An 18,024-nucleotide genomic window follows, 5' to 3' on the forward strand; every position below is an offset into this window, starting at 1 on the left:
CTCGCCCCCGCCACACCTCACCTCACCCCCGAAAGGCCCCCGCCTGTGACCCCGCGCCCCCCGTCCAGCGGCTCGAAGAACACGAAAAAGACGAAGAAGAAGGACCCTGGGAAGAAGAAGGCGGGCAAGAAGGTGGCGAAGACCCCGGAGACGCCGAAGAACCCGGACACGCAGGATTCCCCGGAGACGCCGGAGACCCTGGAGGCACCGGCAACCCTAGAGTCTCTGGAGACACCGGCGACCGTGGAGACACCGGAGACGGAAGCGCCCACCTCTCATCCGGTCGAGGCCACCTCCAAGACGGCTGTCCTCCTCCCCTCCCCCGCGTTGGACGCCGCCGACCGCGAACGGCTGCTGGCCGGCACGCACCACGACCCGCACTCCGTCCTGGGCGCGCACGCTCTGCCGGGTGGGGTCGCATTCCGGGTGCTGCGGCCGTACGCCCGGTCGGTGACCGTCGTGTCCGGGGAGCTGCGGGCCGAGCTGCACGACGACGGCGACGGTTTCTTCTCGGGTGCGCTGCCGCTGCGGGACGTCCCGGAGTACCGGCTGGTCATCGCGTACGAGGAGCAGGTGCAGGAGACCGAGGACGCCTACCGGCTGCTGCCCGCGCTGGGTGATCTGGACCTGCATCTCATCGGCGAGGGCCGGCACGAGGAGCTGTGGAAGGCGCTGGGCGCGGAGCCGATGACCCACCAGGGCGTCACCGGCACCCGCTTCGCCGTCTGGGCGCCGAACGCGCGCGGGGTCCGGGTGACCGGGGGCTTCAACTTCTGGGACGGTACGGCGTATCCGATGCGGTCGCTGGGCTCCACCGGGGTGTGGGAGCTGTTCGTGCCGGGCGTCGGCGAGGGTGAGCTGTACAAGTTCGAGATCACGCGCCCGGACGGCTCGAAGACGCAGCGCGCGGACCCGATGGCCCGCCGGACCGAGGTCCCGCCCAACACATCGTCCATCGTGCACGGTTCACACCACGAGTGGGAGGACGGGGAGTGGCTGGCGCGGCGGGCCGAGGCCCCGGCGCACGAGGCCCCGATGTCGATCTACGAGCTCCATCTGGCGTCCTGGCGCCCAGGTCTGACGTACCGTCAACTCGCTGACCAACTCCCTGCCTACGTAAGGGACCTGGGCTTCACGCATGTGGAACTGATGCCGGTGGCGGAGCACCCCTTCGGCGGCTCGTGGGGCTATCAGGTCACCGGGTTCTACGCGCCCACGGCCCGGCTGGGCACCCCGGACGACTTCAAGTACCTGGTGGACGCCCTCCATCGCGCCGGCATCGGCGTACTGATGGACTGGGTTCCGGCCCACTTCCCGCGTGACGACTGGGCGTTGGCCGAGTTCGACGGGCGCCCGCTGTACGAGCACTCGGATCCGCTGCGGGCCGCTCACCCCGACTGGGGCACCCTGGAGTTCGACTTCGGCCGGCGGGAGGTCCGCAACTTCCTTGTGGCGAACGCCGTCTACTGGTGCCAGGAGTTCCACATAGACGGCCTGCGGGTCGACGCGGTCGCCTCCATGCTGTACCTCGACTACTCGCGCGAGCCGGGCCAGTGGACGCCGAACGAGCACGGCGGCCGGGAGAACCTGGACGCGGTCGCCTTCCTCCAGGAGATGAACGCGACGGTGTACCGGCGGGTGCCGGGGGTCGTGACGATCGCCGAGGAGTCGACGGCGTGGGACGGCGTCACCCGGGCCACGCACCACATCGGCCCCGGCGGCTTCGGCGGCCTGGGGTTCGGCCTGAAGTGGAACATGGGCTGGATGCACGACTCGCTCGGTTACGTCCAGCACGACCCGATCCACCGCAAGCACCACCACCACGAGATGACGTTCTCCATGGTGTACGCGTACAGCGAGAACTACGTCCTGCCGATCTCCCACGACGAGGTGGTCCACGGCAAGGGTTCCCTGGTGTCGAAGATGCCGGGCGACTGGTGGCAGCAACGGGCCACCGAGCGGGCGTACCTGGCCTTCATGTGGTCCCACCCCGGCAAGCAACTCCTCTTCATGGGCCAGGAGTTCGCCCAGGGCGCGGAGTGGTCGGAGGCCCATGGCCCCGACTGGTGGCTGCTCGACCCCGCATACGGCGCGGAGGCGGACCACCGGGGCGTTCGGGACCTGGTCCGCGACCTGAACACGGTGTACCGCGACACCCCGGCCCTCTGGCAACTGGACACGAACCCGTCGGGCTTCGAGTGGCTGGTCGGGGACGCGACGGAGGACAACGTCTTCGCCTTCGTCCGCTACGACGCGGAGGGCGCCCCTCTCCTGTCGATCAGCAACTTCTCCCCCGTCGTCCGCCACGACTACCGCATAGGCGTCCCGGAAACGGTCCCGGCCTGGCAGGAATCCCTCAACACGGACGCGCTTCGCTACGGCGGCACCGACATCCACAACCCGTCCCCCCTGAAACCGGACCCCCAGCCCTGGCACGGCCGCCCAACCAGCATCCACGCAACCCTGCCCCCCCTGGCAACAATCTGGCTGCGCCCGGCGTAGCCCCGGCACCATTCAGCCCGACCGGCACCTTTCAGCCCGTCCGGCGTTTGAGGACGAGGCCCCTTCAGGGCCGAAGCGGGGGTCTGGGGGCGGCAGCCCCCAGGGACAGGATGGGACGGGTAGGGGCGGCGGGGGCGAAACAAACCCCGCCGCACCCCCCGCCTCACCGCCCCCCGAACATCAACCTCCGCAACGCCCCCAGCAACCCCTTGACCTGCCCATCCCCACCGGACACCACCGCCGCCCCCACCACAGCCGTCTCCCCCAAACCCCGCCACCGACACCAGCACCGGCAACCCCCCGCCCACCCACCCCACCGCTCAGCTCATATCTCACCGGCAACAACCGCAACCCCCGCACCACCGGCCCCGACCGCCACGGCAACTGATCCGCCGGCAAAGTCAGTTCGGCCTTGGTCAGATGGTCGAAGATCCGCCCCACCGCCGTACTCACGATCATCCCGCCCAACTCCCGTGCCGCACTGGGACATTGATGCGGCCCTGCCCCCCACCCCAGATGCGCCCGCGTACTCACGGCCGACCCGACCAGGTGGGACGCCCCGATCGCCATCAGGTCCCCGTGCGCCGCCGCGGCCGACGGCGAGACGATGTCCCCGCCCCGGATCCAGAAGTTCCCCAACGCCACATCCCGCGCAGCGAACCGGAAGCACATGTTGGCGACCGGCGGACTCGCCAGCGCCGCCCGGTTCACGGTCTCCCCGAGCTGCCCGGCCGACAGACTGCGCCGCACGGTCGCGTTCCCGCGCAACACCTCCAGCAGCGTGTTCAGCACCATGTTCCCGGTGATGTCGTTCAGGTACACCGCGTTCATGAACAGCTCGCGCCCCAACTGCTCGTCCGACAGCTCCGGGTCGGCCAGCAGCATGTACGACGTCAGGTCGTCCCCGGGCCGCGCCCGCCGATGCGCGGCCAGCCGCGTCATCGCGGCCAGCGCCCGCCCCGTCGCCGGCCCCGCGTCCGGCCCGCCGTCCAGCATCCGCCACAGGTCCATGACCAGCTCGTCCCCGAGCTCCACGGGGCACCCGAACAGCTTCGTGGTGACCATCAGCAGCAACGGCCGCGTGTACTGCGCCCCCAGATCGGCGAACCCCACCGTGCCCGACTCGGCCGCCAGCATCCCGATCAGCTCGTCGGCGTACCGCGCGACCGTCGCCCGCAGCTCCCAGCCCTGTGGGGTCTGCCCGTCCTGGAACGGCCGCAGCGCCGCATGATGGGTGTGCCGGGCGGCGAGGTGCTCCTCGTCGTCCATGAACATGGTCTGCCGCACCTCGTACCCCGCCAGGAGCGGCCAGTCCGGTGGCAGCCGGCCCTGTGCCCGGGCCCGCCAGTACCGCACGTCACGCCGCCACACACTCTCGTTCCGCAGTACCTCCAGCACCTCGCGGTAGTCGAGAACCAGCCACACCGGTACGCCCATCAGCCCCACCGGCGCCACCGGTCCGTAGGTGCGCCGCAGTCGCGCGTACACCCCGCCCGGGTCGGCGTCGAACTCCGACGTCAACAGCGGTTCCACGGGCAACGACTCTAGAGCCGGGCTGTCGGCCGGCGCGGTCGCGAAGGGATGGGCTTCCATACCGACACGCATACCGCACCAGCCGTACACGTGCAGTGACCATGGCGCGAACTGTTACGCCTCGGTGACCCTTGGTGCACGCGATCAGCCGCCGGCCATCACCCCTCGACAGCGGCAGAGGCAGCGGCCAACGCCCCCGGCAACTCCCCCCGGTACAGCACGCCCACGCGCTGAGTGGCCCGGGTCAGCGCCACGTACAGATCACTCGTGCCGAAGGCTCCCGGCTCCACCACCAGCACGGAGTCGAATTCCAGCCCCTTTGCCTGCCGGGGATCGAGCAGCACGACGCCCCGCGTCAGATCGGGCTCCACCCCCGCCTCCACGCCGTCGAGCCGCGCCGCCAACTCCCCGTGCAGCTCGCGCGGTGCGATCACCGCGAGCCGCCCCTCGACGGGCGCCAACTCGCCGACGGCCTTCGCCACGGCCTCCGCGAGTTCCGCGGGGTCACCACCGTCGACGGCTCGCACCCATGGCCGAACCCCGGTCGACCGTACGGACCTCGGCGGCTCGAAGTCCGACCGCTCCGCCCTCACCACGGCCGCCGCGAGGTCCATGATCTCGGCCGGTGTCCGGTAGTTGACGCCCAGCCGGGCGTGCTCCCAGCGGTCCTGGACGTACGGCGCGAGGATGTCCGACCAGGCCCCGACCCCGCCGGGCTCGGCGGTCTGCGCCGGATCGCCGACCAGGGTCAGCGACCGGGTCGGGCTGCGCCGCATGAGGAGCCGCCACGCCATCGGCGACAGTTCCTGCGCCTCGTCGACGATGATGTGCCCGAACGCCCAGGTCCGGTCGGCCGCGGCCCGATCGGCGGCGCTGCGCAGGTCGTCCTCCTCGTGCCGCTCGGCGAACCGTTCCGCATCGATGATGTCGTGCGCGGAGAGCACCTCGGACTCCTCCGCGTGGAGGTCCTCGAACTCATACGTACGGGAGGCATACGAAACGTCCAACACACCTTGCGCGTAAGCGACTTGACTGCTGCGCTCGCGCTCCGCCAGAGCCCGGGCGACCCGGTCGTCCTCGCCGAGCAGTTCCGCCGCCTCGTCGAGCAGCGGTACGTCGGCCGTCGTCCAGGCCCGGGTGACGGGCCGCCGGATGGCGTCCGCGTCGGCCTCCGACACGTACCCCTCGGGTGCGGCGAGGAAGTCCGCGACCAGCCGTCGTGGGCCGATGCGGGGCCACAACTGGTCGATGGCAGCCCAGACTTCACGGTTCTCGGCCAGGTCGTCGCGGATCTGGGTGATGTCACTGGGGTCGAGGAGATTGCTGCCGTCGTACGGGTCGGTGCCGATGCGCTCCGCCACCATCTCCGTCAGCGTGTTGAGGATGTGCCCCTCGAAGTGCTCGCGCGCGACGTTGTGCGGCAGCTTCGCCTCGCGCGTCCGCTCCCTGGCCACGCCCACCAGACCGGCGTCGAGCATGAGGATGTCCCGGTCGTGCTCGATCGCGATGACGGGGTCGGGCAGCCCCTGCCGGTCCCGTACGACGGCTGCCAGGACGTCCGCCATCCCGGCCCGCCCCTTGACCGCAGCGGCTTCGGCGGTGTCGGCGACGGTGGCCTTCACACCGGGAAACAGTTCACCCACGGTCGCCAGGAGCACACCGGTCTCACCGAGCGAGGGCAGCACCTCGCCGATGTAGCCCAGGAAGGCGGGGTTGGGCCCGACGATCAACACGGCACGTTTGGAGAGGAGTTCGCGGTGCTCGTAGAGCAGGTAGGCGGCCCGGTGGAGCGCGACGGCCGTCTTGCCGGTGCCGGGCCCGCCCTCCACCACGAGGACGCCTCGATGCGGGGCACGGATGATCTCGTCCTGCTCCGCCTGGATGGTCTGCACGATGTCGTTCATCCGGCCGGTGCGGGCGGAGTCGAGTGCGGCGAGCAGTACGGCATCGCCGGAGGGGTCCTCGTAGCCGGTGCGGGTCTCGTCCCCGAGGTCGAGGATCTCGTCGTGGAGTGCGGTGACGCGCCGCCCGTCGGTGCTGATGTGCCGGCGCCGGCGCAGCCCCATCGTGGTGTGCCCGGTGGCGAGATAGAAGGGGCGTGCGACCTCGGCCCGCCAGTCGATGAGCATCGGGGTGCGCTCGGCGTCGTCGGCGCGCAGTCCGATACGGCCGATGTGGTGGGTGACACCGGAGGTGAGATCGATACGTCCGAAGCAGAGCGATCCGTCGACGGCGTTCAGCGCGGCCAGCAGCCCCGACCGTTCGGCGACGAGCACGTCCCGTTCGAGCCGGGCCTGCATCGGCGTACTGCCCTGCGCGAGTGCGTCCGTGACGGAGTGCTCGGTGTCACCGCGCAGGATGTCGACGCGGGCGTAGAGCCCGTCGACGAATTCCTGTTCCCCGCGCAATTCATCGTGAGTTGATTCCGTGTTTGCGCCCCTGTTTGACAATTCCGCTCCCGCTCGGATATACTCTGCTCATTGAACTTTTCCGCGACTCGATCGACTCGATCCCGATAAAGTCGCGAACCATCGAATATACGCAAAGAAATCCCCCGAGCGCAATCGCTCGGGGGATTTCTTTGGTTTCAGCGCAGGGCTGAGTGCGTCAGAGTACGTCGGACAGTTCCTCCAGCAGCCGCCTTTTCGGTCGCGCCCCCACCATCGACCGCACCGGCTCGCCGCCCTGGAACACCATGAACGTCGGCATGGACAGGACCCGGTAGGCGTTCGTGGTCAGGGGGTTGATGTCGACGTTCAGCTGGACCACCTTCAGACGGTCGGACTCCTCCGCCGCCAGAGCGCTCAGTACCGGGGCCATCTGGCGGCACGGGGGGCACCAGTCGGCCGTGAACTCCACCAGGACCGGCAACTCCGCCCCGATCACCTCCGCCTCGAAGTCCGCGTCCGTCACCTCGGCAACACCCGCTGCCTTGATCATCGCGTCCGTCCTCCCCACTCGCATTCCGGTTCCGGGCCACCCGGAACCGCCGTCGCCTCGGCCGCCAACTCGTCGCGCGCACGCTCAGCCCGCGTGAGCTGTTCGCCGACCTTCGCCCGTACCGACTGCAACTCGCCTATCAACGCGTCGAGTTCGTCGAGCTTGCGGCGGTAGACGGCGAGTGACGCGGGACAGGAGTCGCCCTCCGGGTGGCCCGCCCGCAGGCAGTCCACGAAGGGCCGGGTCTCCTCCAGGTCGAACCCGAAGTCCTGGAGCGTCCTGATCTGCCGGAGCAGCTTCAGATCGTCCTCGTCGTAGGCGCGGTAGCCGTTGTCCGTGCGCCGCGCGGGCAGCAGCCCGCGCGACTCGTAGTACCGCAGGGTCCGTGTGGTGGTCCCGGCCCGCGCCGCCAGCTCGCCGATTCGCATGCCGATTCGCATACGTACGAACGTAGCCCTTGACGCCGACGTCAAGGCAAGCGCAGCCCGTCCCGGCCGAGCCCAGCCCAGCAAGCTCACCCCGGGGGCAGCAGCGGCTTGCCCTCCACCGGGGACGACAGGACGATCGACGTCGTCGTCCGGCCCAGCGCCGACGTCTGTTCCAGGACCTCCTCCAGATGGACCGTGTCCTCGACGGCCACCTTGAGGATCCAGCAGTCCTCGCCGACCACGTGATGCACCTCGATGACCTCGGGGCGGGCGAGCAGCGCCAGGGTCCTGGGGTGCTTGAGCGTGTAGCCGCCGTGCGGGTTGACCCGGATGAAGGCCTGGATGCCGTAGCCGAGGCGCGAGGGGGCGACCCGGGCGCCGTATCCGGTGATCGCCCCCGCCGACTCCAGCCGGCGTACGCGCTCCGTGACCGCCGCCGGGCTCAGCCGCACCCTCCTGCCCAGCTCGCTCAGCTTGATCCGGCCGTCGCTCTGGAGAAGCTCCAGGATCTGCCGGTCCAACGCGTCGAAGGCCACCGACGTTTCGTTGGCCGCGACCCGCAGCCGCCGTGGTTCTTTCGGCGTCTCGGCCGGATGTCCCATGACTTCCCCTTCAGAACTCGCTCGTCCGTCGGGAGAATTATGATCACAAGATCCGCTACGGGGAGGAACATCATGCGGGACGTATTGGTCATAGGCGGCAATCGCTATTTCGGAAAGCGGCTCATCGACCGGCTGATAGCCGCCGGAGACCGGGTGACGGTTCTCAACCGGGGCTCCGCTTCTCCGCCCGCCGGGGCAATTCACCTGGTCGCCGACCGCGATGACGAGGCCGCCCTGAATTCCGCTCTCGGTGACCGTACCTTCGACGTCGTCGTCGACCAGGTCTGCTACACGCCCCGCCAGGCGGCGATCGCCCGGCGCGTCTTCGGCGGCGGCCGTACCCGGCGCTATGTGCTGACGTCCACGATCGAGGTGTACGAGTACGAGGACTCCCTCGTCTACGAGGACATCGTTGTCCCCGTGCGCGAGGACGCCGTCGATCCGCGTGACGTTCCCGTCGATCTCCAACTCCCCTGGCACAAAGCGGAGTTCCTGGACACCCACTACGGTGAGGGCAAGCGCCAGGCGGAGGCGGTCTTCGCGGCCGGCAGCCCGACGGCGGACGGCGGCACGGAGTTCACGTACACCGCCGTACGCGTGGCCCATGTCCTGGGCGGCGCCGACGACTTCACCGGCCGGCTCGACCACTACGCCCAGCGCATCCGTACCGGCGCACCGATAGCCGTACCGACCGAGAACCGGCCCGCGACCTACATCCACGTCGAGGAGATCGCCGACTTCCTGTTCTGGACGGTGGGCGAGGACTTCGCCGGGCCGGTCAACGCCGCCTCCCACGGCCTGCTGACCACCGAGGAGTTGTGCGCGGCCGTGGCCCTGCACATCCCGGACGGCAGGACCGTCTTCCAGAACGTCGACGTCGGCCAGATCTCCCCGTTCTCCTTCGCCCGCTCGTACGGCATGGACAACTCCCGGGCCACCGAGCTGGGGTTCACCTTCGGTCATGTACAGGAGTGGCTGCCCCGAGCGGTCGCCGAGACGCTCGGCGCGGCTGGGGGGCAGGGCGAGTGACGTGTATCTGGCGTGCCTGGAGAGGGAGTTGCCCCCTACGGTGACGCCATGACGACCTCCGAGCAGCATCCTCGACGCGAGAACCTCCCGAAAGCCGAGTTCGCCTTTCCCGGTCCGCTGCGCGACCGGCTCGTCGCCGCGATTCTCGACGGTTCCAAGACCTCGACGACCGGGCTCGTCGTCGACTACGAGCACGAGGGGGAGGCTCTGCCGGAGGTCGGGAGCCGTTCGGTGGTCGTCGACTCGGACGATCGGCCGGTCGGGATCATCGAGGTCACCGGTGTACGTGTCGTCCCGCTGGCCGAGGTGGATCTCGCCCACGCGCTCGACGAAGGCGAGGGCTATGCCGACGTGGCCGCGTGGCGGGCCGGTCACGAGCGGTTCTGGCACAGCCAGGAGATGCGGGCGGCGCTGGACGACCCCGGGTTCACCGTGGACGACTCGACACCGGCGGTACTGGAACGCTTCCGCCTCGTGGCCGATCTCCGCCGCTGAGTTTCTCGCCCCGCCGCCTCGTCAGGGCTTTGAACCGCCCTGGCCCGCCCGGCCGCCGGTCACCACGGCTCGGGCAGGCCCTCTCCCGTGGTGATCAGGCTCACGGGTTTCCTTTGGTATCCGTAGTGATGCGTCATCTGCCGGTCGCCCCTGCCATGTGTTCGATGCCCGCGTCGGCGCCGGTGTCGTATGCGAGTGCTCAGATCGAATGCGTGACCTTTTCGCCGGGGTGTCTTTGATCGGATGACAGCACCACGGGCCGGGGAAGGGGGGACTGGTGAGCCGGAGGCTGCCGCTGGGTGCGGGGGAGACGGCCCGTACTGCCTGTGCCCGTGGTCTGCTGCGCGCGCAGCACCGGCTGCGCCGCCTGTCCGAGAGCCTGCACACCAAGGCCGACCACTACCAGCGGCTCATCGACGGACACCGGTGATCCCGACGACACCGGACACCCGCTGCACGCCCGGCACGAGGTCCTGCGCGAGGAGATCCGCCGCGTCAGCGCACGCCGCACCAACCTCAACGACGCCCTGGCGTGGGCCGCCGCCCGCTGGACGGTCGACCAGGCCATCGCCGCCAAAGCCACCGTCATATACGTGGAAGACCTGCGGTCGATGGAAGCCAAAGGCATGGGCCGCATCATGAACACCCGCCTCTCCCAAACCGTGCGCGGCCAGGTCATGGAGCGGATGCGGCACCTGGCGTCCGAGGCTGGGATCGCCGTCGTCACCGTCCCGCCCCGCAACACCTCCCGGCACTGCCCCCGCTGCCTGACCCCGCTGCGCCACCGCAAAGCCCCCGACCGCCCCACCACCCCGGGCTGGAAATGGGCCATCTGCCCCCAGCCGGACTGCGGCTGGCAGGGCGACCGCGACCACGGGGCATGGCAACGCATCGTCGCACGCGGCCTCACCCACCAGGCCAAGACCGTCACCGACCGCACCACCGGTCAGATGGTGATCCGCACCGTGGTCGACAGACTCGAAACCACGGCAGTCATCACCCCCACCACTACCCAAGCCAGCCGGCCGGACCGGTCCAAGACCGGCCCCACCCGGCCCCGCTCCACACGCCCCGCGCCCAGGCGACGCAGGGCACCCTCCCCCACCAGCCCCACGGGCCCGGCGGGCAAGCGTCCGGAGGGACACGCACCAACGGACCGGACCCGGCTGCCCCGCGCAGCCCACCGGCACCAGAACGTGACCACGACCAGCACCCCCACCACAGCCGGTCACCGGCCACGCGGAGCAGCACTGGGCGCAGGATTCCACCTGCACACCCACGCCACCCCGCCACGATGGGACATCCCGCTGCCAGACACCACGTCTGACACAGGATCACTAAGCTGATCTGAGACGCTGCCGTTGACGTGCAGCCAGGCCGTGGAGCACGCGCCGAAGCACTCGACGTCCGGCACCAGGCCGACGTGCGTGAACCGCAGCTCGGTGCCGCCGGCCGTGGGCATGATGTGGAAGCCGATCTCGCTGCCGGTCCACTCACCCGGCTCCGAGATGAAGGGGCCGGACCCGTCCGACAGACGGGCCCGGCTGGTGTGTCTCGGCGCTCACGTTGTTGCGGGAGATCACCGACCCGCACGCGTGAGCTCGGACGCCTCGGCGACCTCGGCAGCCTCCACCGACCGCCCGGATACCTCCGCGGCGGGCTCCGTACGACCGTCCCCGCGCCCCTTCCCCGGCAGCAGCACGGCGACCAGTACCGTCCCCACCCCCAGGATCACCGCCCCGATCAGGCTGGTGTGGGCCACCGCGTCCGAGAAGGACGAGCCGACCGCGTCCGCCATCTGGCGTGCCCCCTGGGCGAGTTGGGCGGCCTGCGCCTTCAACTCGGCCGCCTGTTCCGGCTTCCCCGCGCTCGCCGCCTGCGATGCCTGCGCCCCGAGCTGCTGGGCCCGTTCGCCGATCGCCTGGGCCACCTGGTAGCCCGCGCCGACCGAATCCTGGGCCGAACTCAGCGCGCCCGCCGGCAACTTGCTGCCGTTCGTCGCGTCGGTGAGGTGTGAGGCGTACGACGTCGAGAGCAGCGAGCCGAGGATCGCGATGCCGAGCGAGCCGCCCAGCTCCAGCGAGGTGTCGTTCACCGCACCCCCGACGCCCAGTTCGGCCTCGGGGAACGCCCCCATGATCGCGTCCGTGCACGGGGAGAGCGCCAGGCCGATCGCGAGGCCCAGGACGATGAGAGGCGCGACGAAGGTCCCGTACGAAGAACCGGAGTCCACCTGCGAGAGCAGCGCGAGGGCCGCCGTACCGCCGACCATGCCCGCCGTGACCGTGACCTTCATGCCGACGCGCGGGGTGAAGTAGCCGGTGAGGGCCGAGCCGACGAAGACCGCGCCGGCGAGGGGCAGCATACGCAGGCCGGTGTCCAGGGCGTCGTAGCCGAGCACGAACTGGAGGTGCTGCGTGAGGTAGTAGAACGCGCCGAAGACCGCCAGGAAGAACAGGGCGACCGCGAGGTTCGAGCCCGCGAACCGGCGCTGCGTGAAGCGGCGTACGTCGAGGACCGGGCGCGGGTGGCGCAGTTCCCACACGACGAAGAGGACGAGGCCGAGGCCTGCGGCGACCGCCGCCGTGACCGCCTTGACGCCCCAGCCGAAGTGCGGCCCCTCGATGATCATGTAGACCAGCGCGCCGATCCACACCACGGACAGCAGCCCGCCGACGTAGTCGATCCGGTCGTGGTGGCCCGCCTTGGACGGCGGTACGAGGACGAGGGCGCCGATGATCGCGAGTGCGGCGATCGGCACGTTGATCAGGAACGTCGACGCCCAGCCGTGGTTCTCCAGCAGCGCGCCCGCGACCAGTGGGCCGGCCGCGATGGCGAGTCCGGCGGTGGCGGTCCACAGGGTGATCGCCTTGGCGCGTTCGGCGCGCGGGAAGGTCGCGGCGAGGAGGGAGAGCGTCGCGGGCATGATCAGTGCGGCGCCGACACCCATGACGGCACGGGCCGCGATGACGCCGGCCGCGCTGCCGACCAGTGAACCGGCGATCGACCCTGCCCCGAAGACGACCAGGCCGAGCACGAGCGCCCCGCGCCGGCTGTACTTGTCGCCGATCGCGCCGAGCAGCAGCATCAGGGCCGCGTACGGGACGGTGTAACCGTCTATGACCCACTGGAGGTCAGCGCTGGACAGGCCGAGGTCCTGGGTCATGTCGGGGGCGGCGACGGTGAGGGCGGTGTTCGCCATCACGATGATCAGCAGGCTCAGGCAGAGCACGAGGAGCGCCCACCAGCGCCGGGCGTAGGGGCGGGTCATCCTCTCGACGGGTTGCGTCCTGACGAGCCTGACGAGTCGCATGGCCACGGGTTCGCCTTCCTGGCTTGCTTACCATTGATCATTTTGCACAGTGACGTGCAGTTGCACAATAATGTGCAACATACTCAACTGCACAGCACTGTGCAAATAGAAGGAAGGGAAGGCACAATGTCAGCCATGACCACGGGCACCACCAGCCGCGCAGACACCAACCGCCGCCGCATACTCGACATCGCCCTCGCCGAACTGTTGCGCGACCCAGACGCCTCGATGGACCAGATCGCGCGCGCGGCAGGTGTCGTAAGACGAACCGTGTACGGGCATTTCCCCAGCCGGGAGGCGCTGATCAGCACGCTGCTCGACGGCGCCGTCGAGGCGGTGGCCGCCGCGTACGCCGAGGGGCGTGAGGGCGCAAAGGATCCCGCGGAGTGCGTCGCCAGGACCACCCTCGCGGTCTGGCAGGTCGCCGACCGCTACCGGATACTCGTCGGGCTCGCCCAGCGCAGCGTCACCGTGCAGGGCATCCGCGACCGGTTCACGCCGGTCCGCGAGGCCTGCGTCGAGGTGCTCAGACAGGGCCTGGAGGAGGGCGTGTTCAGCTCACCGCTGCCGGCGCCGGCGCTGGCGTACGTGCACGAGCAGATGCTGTTCGCACTGATGGAGGCGGTGAACGACGGGCTCCTGGCAGCGCAGGAGGCGGGCCCATCGGCCGCGGTCACCCTGCTGACCACGGCGGGCGTCCCTGTCCCCCGGGCCACCGCGCTGGTGGCCGAGCTGAGCGACTGAGACGGGCAATGCCCGTCGTCCCGTCGTTCCGTTGTTCTGTCGCAGAGAAGCAGAAATGGCCGAGCGGCCAGGCTACGGGGAGAGCCTGGCCGCTCGGCGTTTTTCGGGGTCCTGGTGCTCCGGCGGACCTGCCGGGGTGCCCCAGGCCGGGTGGCTGGACTACGGGGGAGTGTCCAGCCACCCGGAGTTTTCCGGGATGAGTCTTCCGGGATGAGTCTTCCGGGATTTTCAGTGAGCCGGTGACGGCGGGTAATGGCAGGCAATGGCCGGTGTCAGGCCTTGGCCAGTTCCTTCTCGCCGCCCTGCTCGGGGATCTCGGTGTCAGCGGTGTCCGGGTGGAAGCCGTCGTTCTCGTCGATGAGCGTCTTCTCGTCGAACGGGTGCTGACCGGCGAGGACCTCCGCGACGCGCGTCTTGTCGATCTCGTTGGTCCAGGTGCCGATCAGGACCGTGGCGACCGCGTTGCCCGCGAAGTTCGTGAGGGCGCGGGCCTCGCTCATGAAGCGGTCGATGCCGACGATCAGGCCGAGGCCGTCGACCAGGGCGGGCTTGTGCGAGGAGAGACCGCCGGCCAGGGTCGCGAGACCGGCGCCGGTGACACCCGCCGCGCCCTTCGAGGCGACGAGCAGGAAGAGGAGCAGGGGAATCTGCTCACTGACCGCCATGGGCGTACCCATGGCGTCGGCGATGAACAGGGACGCCATGGTCATGTAGATCATGGTGCCGTCGAGGTTGAACGAGTAGCCGGTCGGGACGGTGATGCCGACCACGGGCTTGCTGACGCCCAGGTGCTCCATCTTCGCGATGAGGCGCGGCAGCGCGGACTCGGAGGAGGAGGTCGAGAGGATCAGCAGGAACTCACGGCCCAGGTACTTGAAGAGCGAGAAGACGTTGAGGCCCGTGAAGATCTTCAGCAGCGCGCCGAGCACCAGGAAGACGAAGAGGAAACAGGTGAGGTAGAAGGACAGCATCAGGATGGCGAGCTGCTTGAGCGCGTCGACGCCGGCGGACCCCGTCACCGCGGCCATGGCGCCGAACGCACCGACGGGCGCGGCCCACATGACCATGCCGAGGATGCGGAAGACGAGGCGCTGGATGTGCTCGACGCCGCGCAGGATCGGCGCCCCGGTGGAGCCCATGCCCTGGATCGCGAACCCGGCGAGCAGGGCGATCAGCAGCGTCTGGAGGACCTCGGGCACGGTGAACGCGGAGACGAACGTCGCCGGGATGATCCCGAGCAGGAACTCGGTGGTGTCCTTGGCCTCGGCCGACACCTGCGCCTGGCCGGTCTCCTTGACGGCGTCGGTCAGCGCGAGGCCGGTGCCCGGCTCGATGAGGTTGCCGACGACCAGGCCGATGCCGAGTGCGACGAACGACATGAGCACGAAGTAGCCGAGCGCGATACCGCCGACCTTGCCGACCTTCGCGGCCTTCCGTACCGAACCGATTCCGAGCACGATCGTGCAGAAGATGATCGGCGAGATCATCATCTTGATCAGGTTGACGAAGCCGGTACCGATCGGCTTCAGCTCGACCGCGAAGTCCGGGGCGATCAGACCCACAGCGATACCGGCGGCCACCGCGGCGATGACCGCGATGTAGAGGTAGTGGGTACGGTCCCGCTTGGCGGCGGGTGCGGCAGGTGCCGTTGAGGATGAGGTGGCCACGGCTGCCCTCCTTGACGTCGTCGTCGGCATCACCGGCGTGCGGCTCACGTCCGGGGGATGGGGAGAAAGTTGTGCTGGGGATGCGATGGTGCTGCGGGGTCGCGGGCGGCGACCGAAAACAGGCCAAGGCCCGTGAATCGCGTCCCTGCGATGCCGTGACTATCCCCCGGCCTGTGAGGGCGGTCACCCTTCCGTTCATTTAGTTCACGCTTATAAGGAGAGGCAGACTGGCACCATGCGCTTCCCCCGCGTTCCCGGACCCCGCAGCCTGGCCGCCCAGCTGTTCACGATGCAGGCCGTGCTGATAGCGGTCGTGGTGGCCGGATGTGCGCTGTTCACGTACCTCAGCGACCGCAGCCAGGCTGAGGACGCGGCGGGCCGCCAGGCGATGGCCGTCGCCCGTTCCGTCGCGGACGCCCCCTCGGTGCGCGAGGCGATAAGCACCGCCCCCCAGCCGACGACGCTGCTCCAGCCGTACGCCCTCCAGGTGCAGCACGACACGGACGTCGACTTCATCACGATCATGAACCCCGAGGGCATCCGCTGGACCCACCCGGACAAGGACCAGATCGGTCAGCGCTTCCTCGGGCACAGGGAACGCGCGCTGCGGGGCGAGTCGTTCACGGAGGTCTTCTCCGGCACGCTCGGCCCGTCCGTCCGCGCGGTCACCCCGATCCGCGCCGGCGGCGCCGACAGCGAGATCATCGGGCTGGTCAGCGCGGGTATCCGGGTCGAGGAGATCAGTGCCCGGGTCCAGGACCAGGTCACGGCACTGTTCGGGGTCGCGGCGGGCGCGCTGGCGCTGGGCGCGGTCGGCACGTACGTCATCAACGCGCGCCTGCGCCGCCACACGCACGGGATGAACGCGGCCGAGCTGAGCCGCATGCACGACTACCACCAGGCCGCCCTGCACGCCGTACGCGAGGGGCTGCTGATGCTCGACGGGCAGTACAAGGTGGCGCTGATGAACGACGGGGGGCGGGAGCTGCTGGGCGTCTCCGACGAGGGGAACGTCGTCGGCCGGTCCGTGGCCGAGCTGGGGCTGCCCGCGCCGCTGACGGGTGCGCTGCTGTCGGCCGAGCCGCGCGTCGACGAGGTGTATCTGACCGCCGACCGGGTCCTGGTCGTCAACACCTCCCCGGTGTCGAGCGGCGAGCGCCGGGGCACGGTCGTCACCCTGCGCGATGTGACGGAACTCCAGTCCCTGATGGGCGAGTTGGACTCCGAGCGCGGGTTCACGCAGGCGCTGCGCTCACAGGCGCACGAGGCGGCGAACCGCCTCCACACGGTCGTGTCCCTGATCGAGCTGGACCGGCCGGAGGAGGCCGTGGACTTCGCGACCGCCGAACTGGAACTGGCCCAGGCGCTCACCGACCAGGTGGTCGCGGCGGTCAGCGAACCCGTCCTGGCCGCCCTGCTGCTCGGCAAGACGGCACAGGCGAACGAGCGGGGCGTGGAGCTGGTGGTGTCCGAGGACAGCAGCCTCGACGACGGCCTCCTCCCCGACACGCTCCCCTCCCGCGACCTGGTCACCATCCTGGGCAACCTCATCGACAACGCGGTGGACGCGGCCCAGGGAAGCGTGGAGGGCGGCATGGGGGCCTCACGGGTGACGGTGACGGCCCTGACCGAGGACTCCCTGCTCGTCCTGCGGGTCTCGGACACGGGCGCGGGCGTCGACCCGGCGCACGCGGAGGCGGTCTTCCAACGGGGCTTCACGACCAAACCGGCGGGACCGGGCGGGCGGGGTCTCGGGCTGGCCCTCGTACGGCAGGCGGTGGCCCGTCACGAGGGCACGCTGACAGTGGCTGAGGCGGCGGGCGGCGGGGCGGAGTTCGAGGTACGGCTGCCGTTGCCTAAGGTGGCGGCGCCAACGGTGGCCGCGTCTGCGGGCGATGCGCCTACGGTGGCCTCGGCAGACGCTATGGGGCGTCGCGCGCCCGTCAAGCCCACTGCCGGATCCACCGCCAGGTCCACCACTGAGTCCGCCGAACCCGCCGAACCCGCCGAACCCGGCGATGCCGCCGAGCCCGCCTTGCCAGGAGGCGACGTATGACCGACCCGAGAGATACGACGCGCAGAGATACGACGACCGACCCCATCCGCGTTCTCGTCGTGGAGGACGACCCGGTCGCCGCCGACGCGCATGTCATGTACGTGGGCCGGGTGCCCGGGTTCACGGCCGTCGGCAAGGCGCACACGGGCGCGGAGGCGCGGCGCGCGCTGGACCGTACGCCCGTCGACCTGCTCCTCCTCGACCTGCACCTCCCGGACGGCCACGGTCTGCAACTGGCCCGCTCGCTGCGGGCGGCCGGCTACCACGCGGACGTGATAGCGGTGACGTCGGCGCGGGACCTGGCGGTGGTACGGGAGGGGGTCTCGCTGGGGGTCGTGCAGTACGTACTGAAGCCGTTCACCTTCGCGACCCTCCGGGACCGCCTCGTCCGGTACGCCGAGTATCACGCGTCGGCCGGCGAGGCGAGCGGCCAGGACGAGGTCGACCGCGCCCTGGCGACCCTGCGCGCACCTGGCCCCGCCGCCCTCCCCAAGGGCCTGAGCGCCCCCACCCTGGAACGGGTCACGGTGACCCTCCGGGCCAGCACCGAGGGGCTCACCGCGGCCGGCGTCGCCGAGGAGGTCGGCATCTCACGCATCACGGCCCGGCGCTACCTGGAACACCTGGTGGACGCGGGGCGGGCGGCGCGGAGCCCGCAGTACGGGCAGGTGGGGCGGCCGGAGCTGCAGTACCGGTGGGTCAAGGGCTAGCGAAG

General features: G+C 70.0%; 14 protein-coding genes. 7 read left to right on the top strand and 7 right to left on the bottom strand.

Features of this window, described 5'->3' with window-relative positions; all coding sequences use genetic code 11:
- Positions 1-45: 45 nt before the first annotated feature.
- Complete coding sequence (glgB, locus tag OG734_RS13185) at positions 46-2,502, top strand: 1,4-alpha-glucan branching enzyme (protein WP_330287677.1); 2,457 nt, start codon at positions 46-48, stop codon at positions 2,500-2,502.
- 180 nt (positions 2,503-2,682) lie between these two features.
- Here glgB and OG734_RS13190 read toward each other — a convergent pair whose 3' ends face one another.
- The 5 genes from OG734_RS13190 to OG734_RS13210 form a co-directional block, all read right to left on the bottom strand.
- Positions 2,683-4,035 carry a cytochrome gene (locus OG734_RS13190; RefSeq protein WP_330287678.1) on the bottom strand — a complete coding sequence of 451 codons (1,353 nt, stop codon included), beginning with the start codon at positions 4,033-4,035 and terminating at the stop codon, positions 2,683-2,685.
- Between the two features lie 158 nt (positions 4,036-4,193).
- Entirely contained in the window at positions 4,194-6,503 is a 2,310-nt protein-coding gene (locus OG734_RS13195) for a HelD family protein (RefSeq protein ID WP_443065084.1), read from the bottom strand.
- A gap of 139 nt (positions 6,504-6,642) precedes the next feature.
- The gene (locus OG734_RS13200) at positions 6,643-6,975 is read right to left on the bottom strand and encodes a thioredoxin family protein (RefSeq protein ID WP_330287680.1); all 333 of its coding nucleotides are present in this window, start codon (positions 6,973-6,975) and stop codon (positions 6,643-6,645) included.
- Positions 6,972-7,403 (bottom strand): MerR family transcriptional regulator, encoded by a 432-nt coding sequence (locus OG734_RS13205; protein ID WP_330293648.1) that lies wholly within the window; start codon positions 7,401-7,403, stop codon positions 6,972-6,974. Before OG734_RS13205 ends, OG734_RS13200 begins: the two co-directional genes overlap by 4 nt.
- A gap of 86 nt (positions 7,404-7,489) precedes the next feature.
- Entirely contained in the window at positions 7,490-8,005 is a 516-nt protein-coding gene (locus OG734_RS13210) for an Lrp/AsnC family transcriptional regulator (RefSeq protein ID WP_330287681.1), read from the bottom strand.
- Positions 8,006-8,077: 72 nt separating this feature from the next.
- Between OG734_RS13210 and OG734_RS13215 the strand changes: the two genes are divergently transcribed.
- From OG734_RS13215 to OG734_RS13225, 3 genes are all read left to right on the top strand, one after another.
- The gene (locus OG734_RS13215) at positions 8,078-9,034 is read left to right on the top strand and encodes an NAD-dependent epimerase/dehydratase family protein (RefSeq protein WP_330287682.1); all 957 of its coding nucleotides are present in this window, start codon (positions 8,078-8,080) and stop codon (positions 9,032-9,034) included.
- Positions 9,035-9,082: 48 nt separating this feature from the next.
- A complete protein-coding gene (locus tag OG734_RS13220; RefSeq protein ID WP_330287683.1) occupies positions 9,083-9,529 on the top strand; it encodes an ASCH domain-containing protein in 447 nt (148 codons plus the stop codon).
- A gap of 299 nt (positions 9,530-9,828) precedes the next feature.
- Entirely contained in the window at positions 9,829-10,875 is a 1,047-nt protein-coding gene (locus tag OG734_RS13225; protein ID WP_330287684.1) for a zinc ribbon domain-containing protein, read from the top strand.
- A gap of 233 nt (positions 10,876-11,108) precedes the next feature.
- Here OG734_RS13225 and OG734_RS13230 read toward each other — a convergent pair whose 3' ends face one another.
- Positions 11,109-12,842, bottom strand: a complete 1,734-nt coding sequence (locus OG734_RS13230; protein ID WP_330287685.1) for an MFS transporter — start codon at positions 12,840-12,842, stop codon at positions 11,109-11,111.
- A gap of 126 nt (positions 12,843-12,968) precedes the next feature.
- On the opposite strand from OG734_RS13230, the gene OG734_RS13235 reads away from it, so the two are divergent.
- On the top strand, positions 12,969-13,586 hold the full coding sequence (locus OG734_RS13235; protein WP_330287686.1) for a TetR/AcrR family transcriptional regulator: 618 nt from the start codon (positions 12,969-12,971) through the stop codon (positions 13,584-13,586).
- Between the two features lie 272 nt (positions 13,587-13,858).
- Here OG734_RS13235 and OG734_RS13240 read toward each other — a convergent pair whose 3' ends face one another.
- Positions 13,859-15,283 carry a cation:dicarboxylate symporter family transporter gene (locus OG734_RS13240; RefSeq protein WP_443065085.1) on the bottom strand — a complete coding sequence of 475 codons (1,425 nt, stop codon included), beginning with the start codon at positions 15,281-15,283 and terminating at the stop codon, positions 13,859-13,861.
- Between the two features lie 205 nt (positions 15,284-15,488).
- Between OG734_RS13240 and OG734_RS13245 the strand changes: the two genes are divergently transcribed.
- Positions 15,489-17,309: a sensor histidine kinase gene (locus OG734_RS13245; RefSeq protein WP_330287688.1), complete on the top strand. Its 1,821-nt coding sequence runs from the start codon at positions 15,489-15,491 to the stop codon at positions 17,307-17,309.
- Positions 17,306-18,019 (top strand): response regulator, encoded by a 714-nt coding sequence (locus tag OG734_RS13250; protein WP_189149644.1) that lies wholly within the window; start codon positions 17,306-17,308, stop codon positions 18,017-18,019. The genes OG734_RS13245 and OG734_RS13250 overlap by 4 nt, the downstream gene beginning before the upstream one ends.
- The last annotated feature ends 5 nt before the right edge of the window (positions 18,020-18,024 follow it).

Origin of the sequence: Streptomyces sp. NBC_00576 (assembly GCF_036345175.1) — a bacterium.
Classification (GTDB): domain Bacteria; phylum Actinomycetota; class Actinomycetes; order Streptomycetales; family Streptomycetaceae; genus Streptomyces.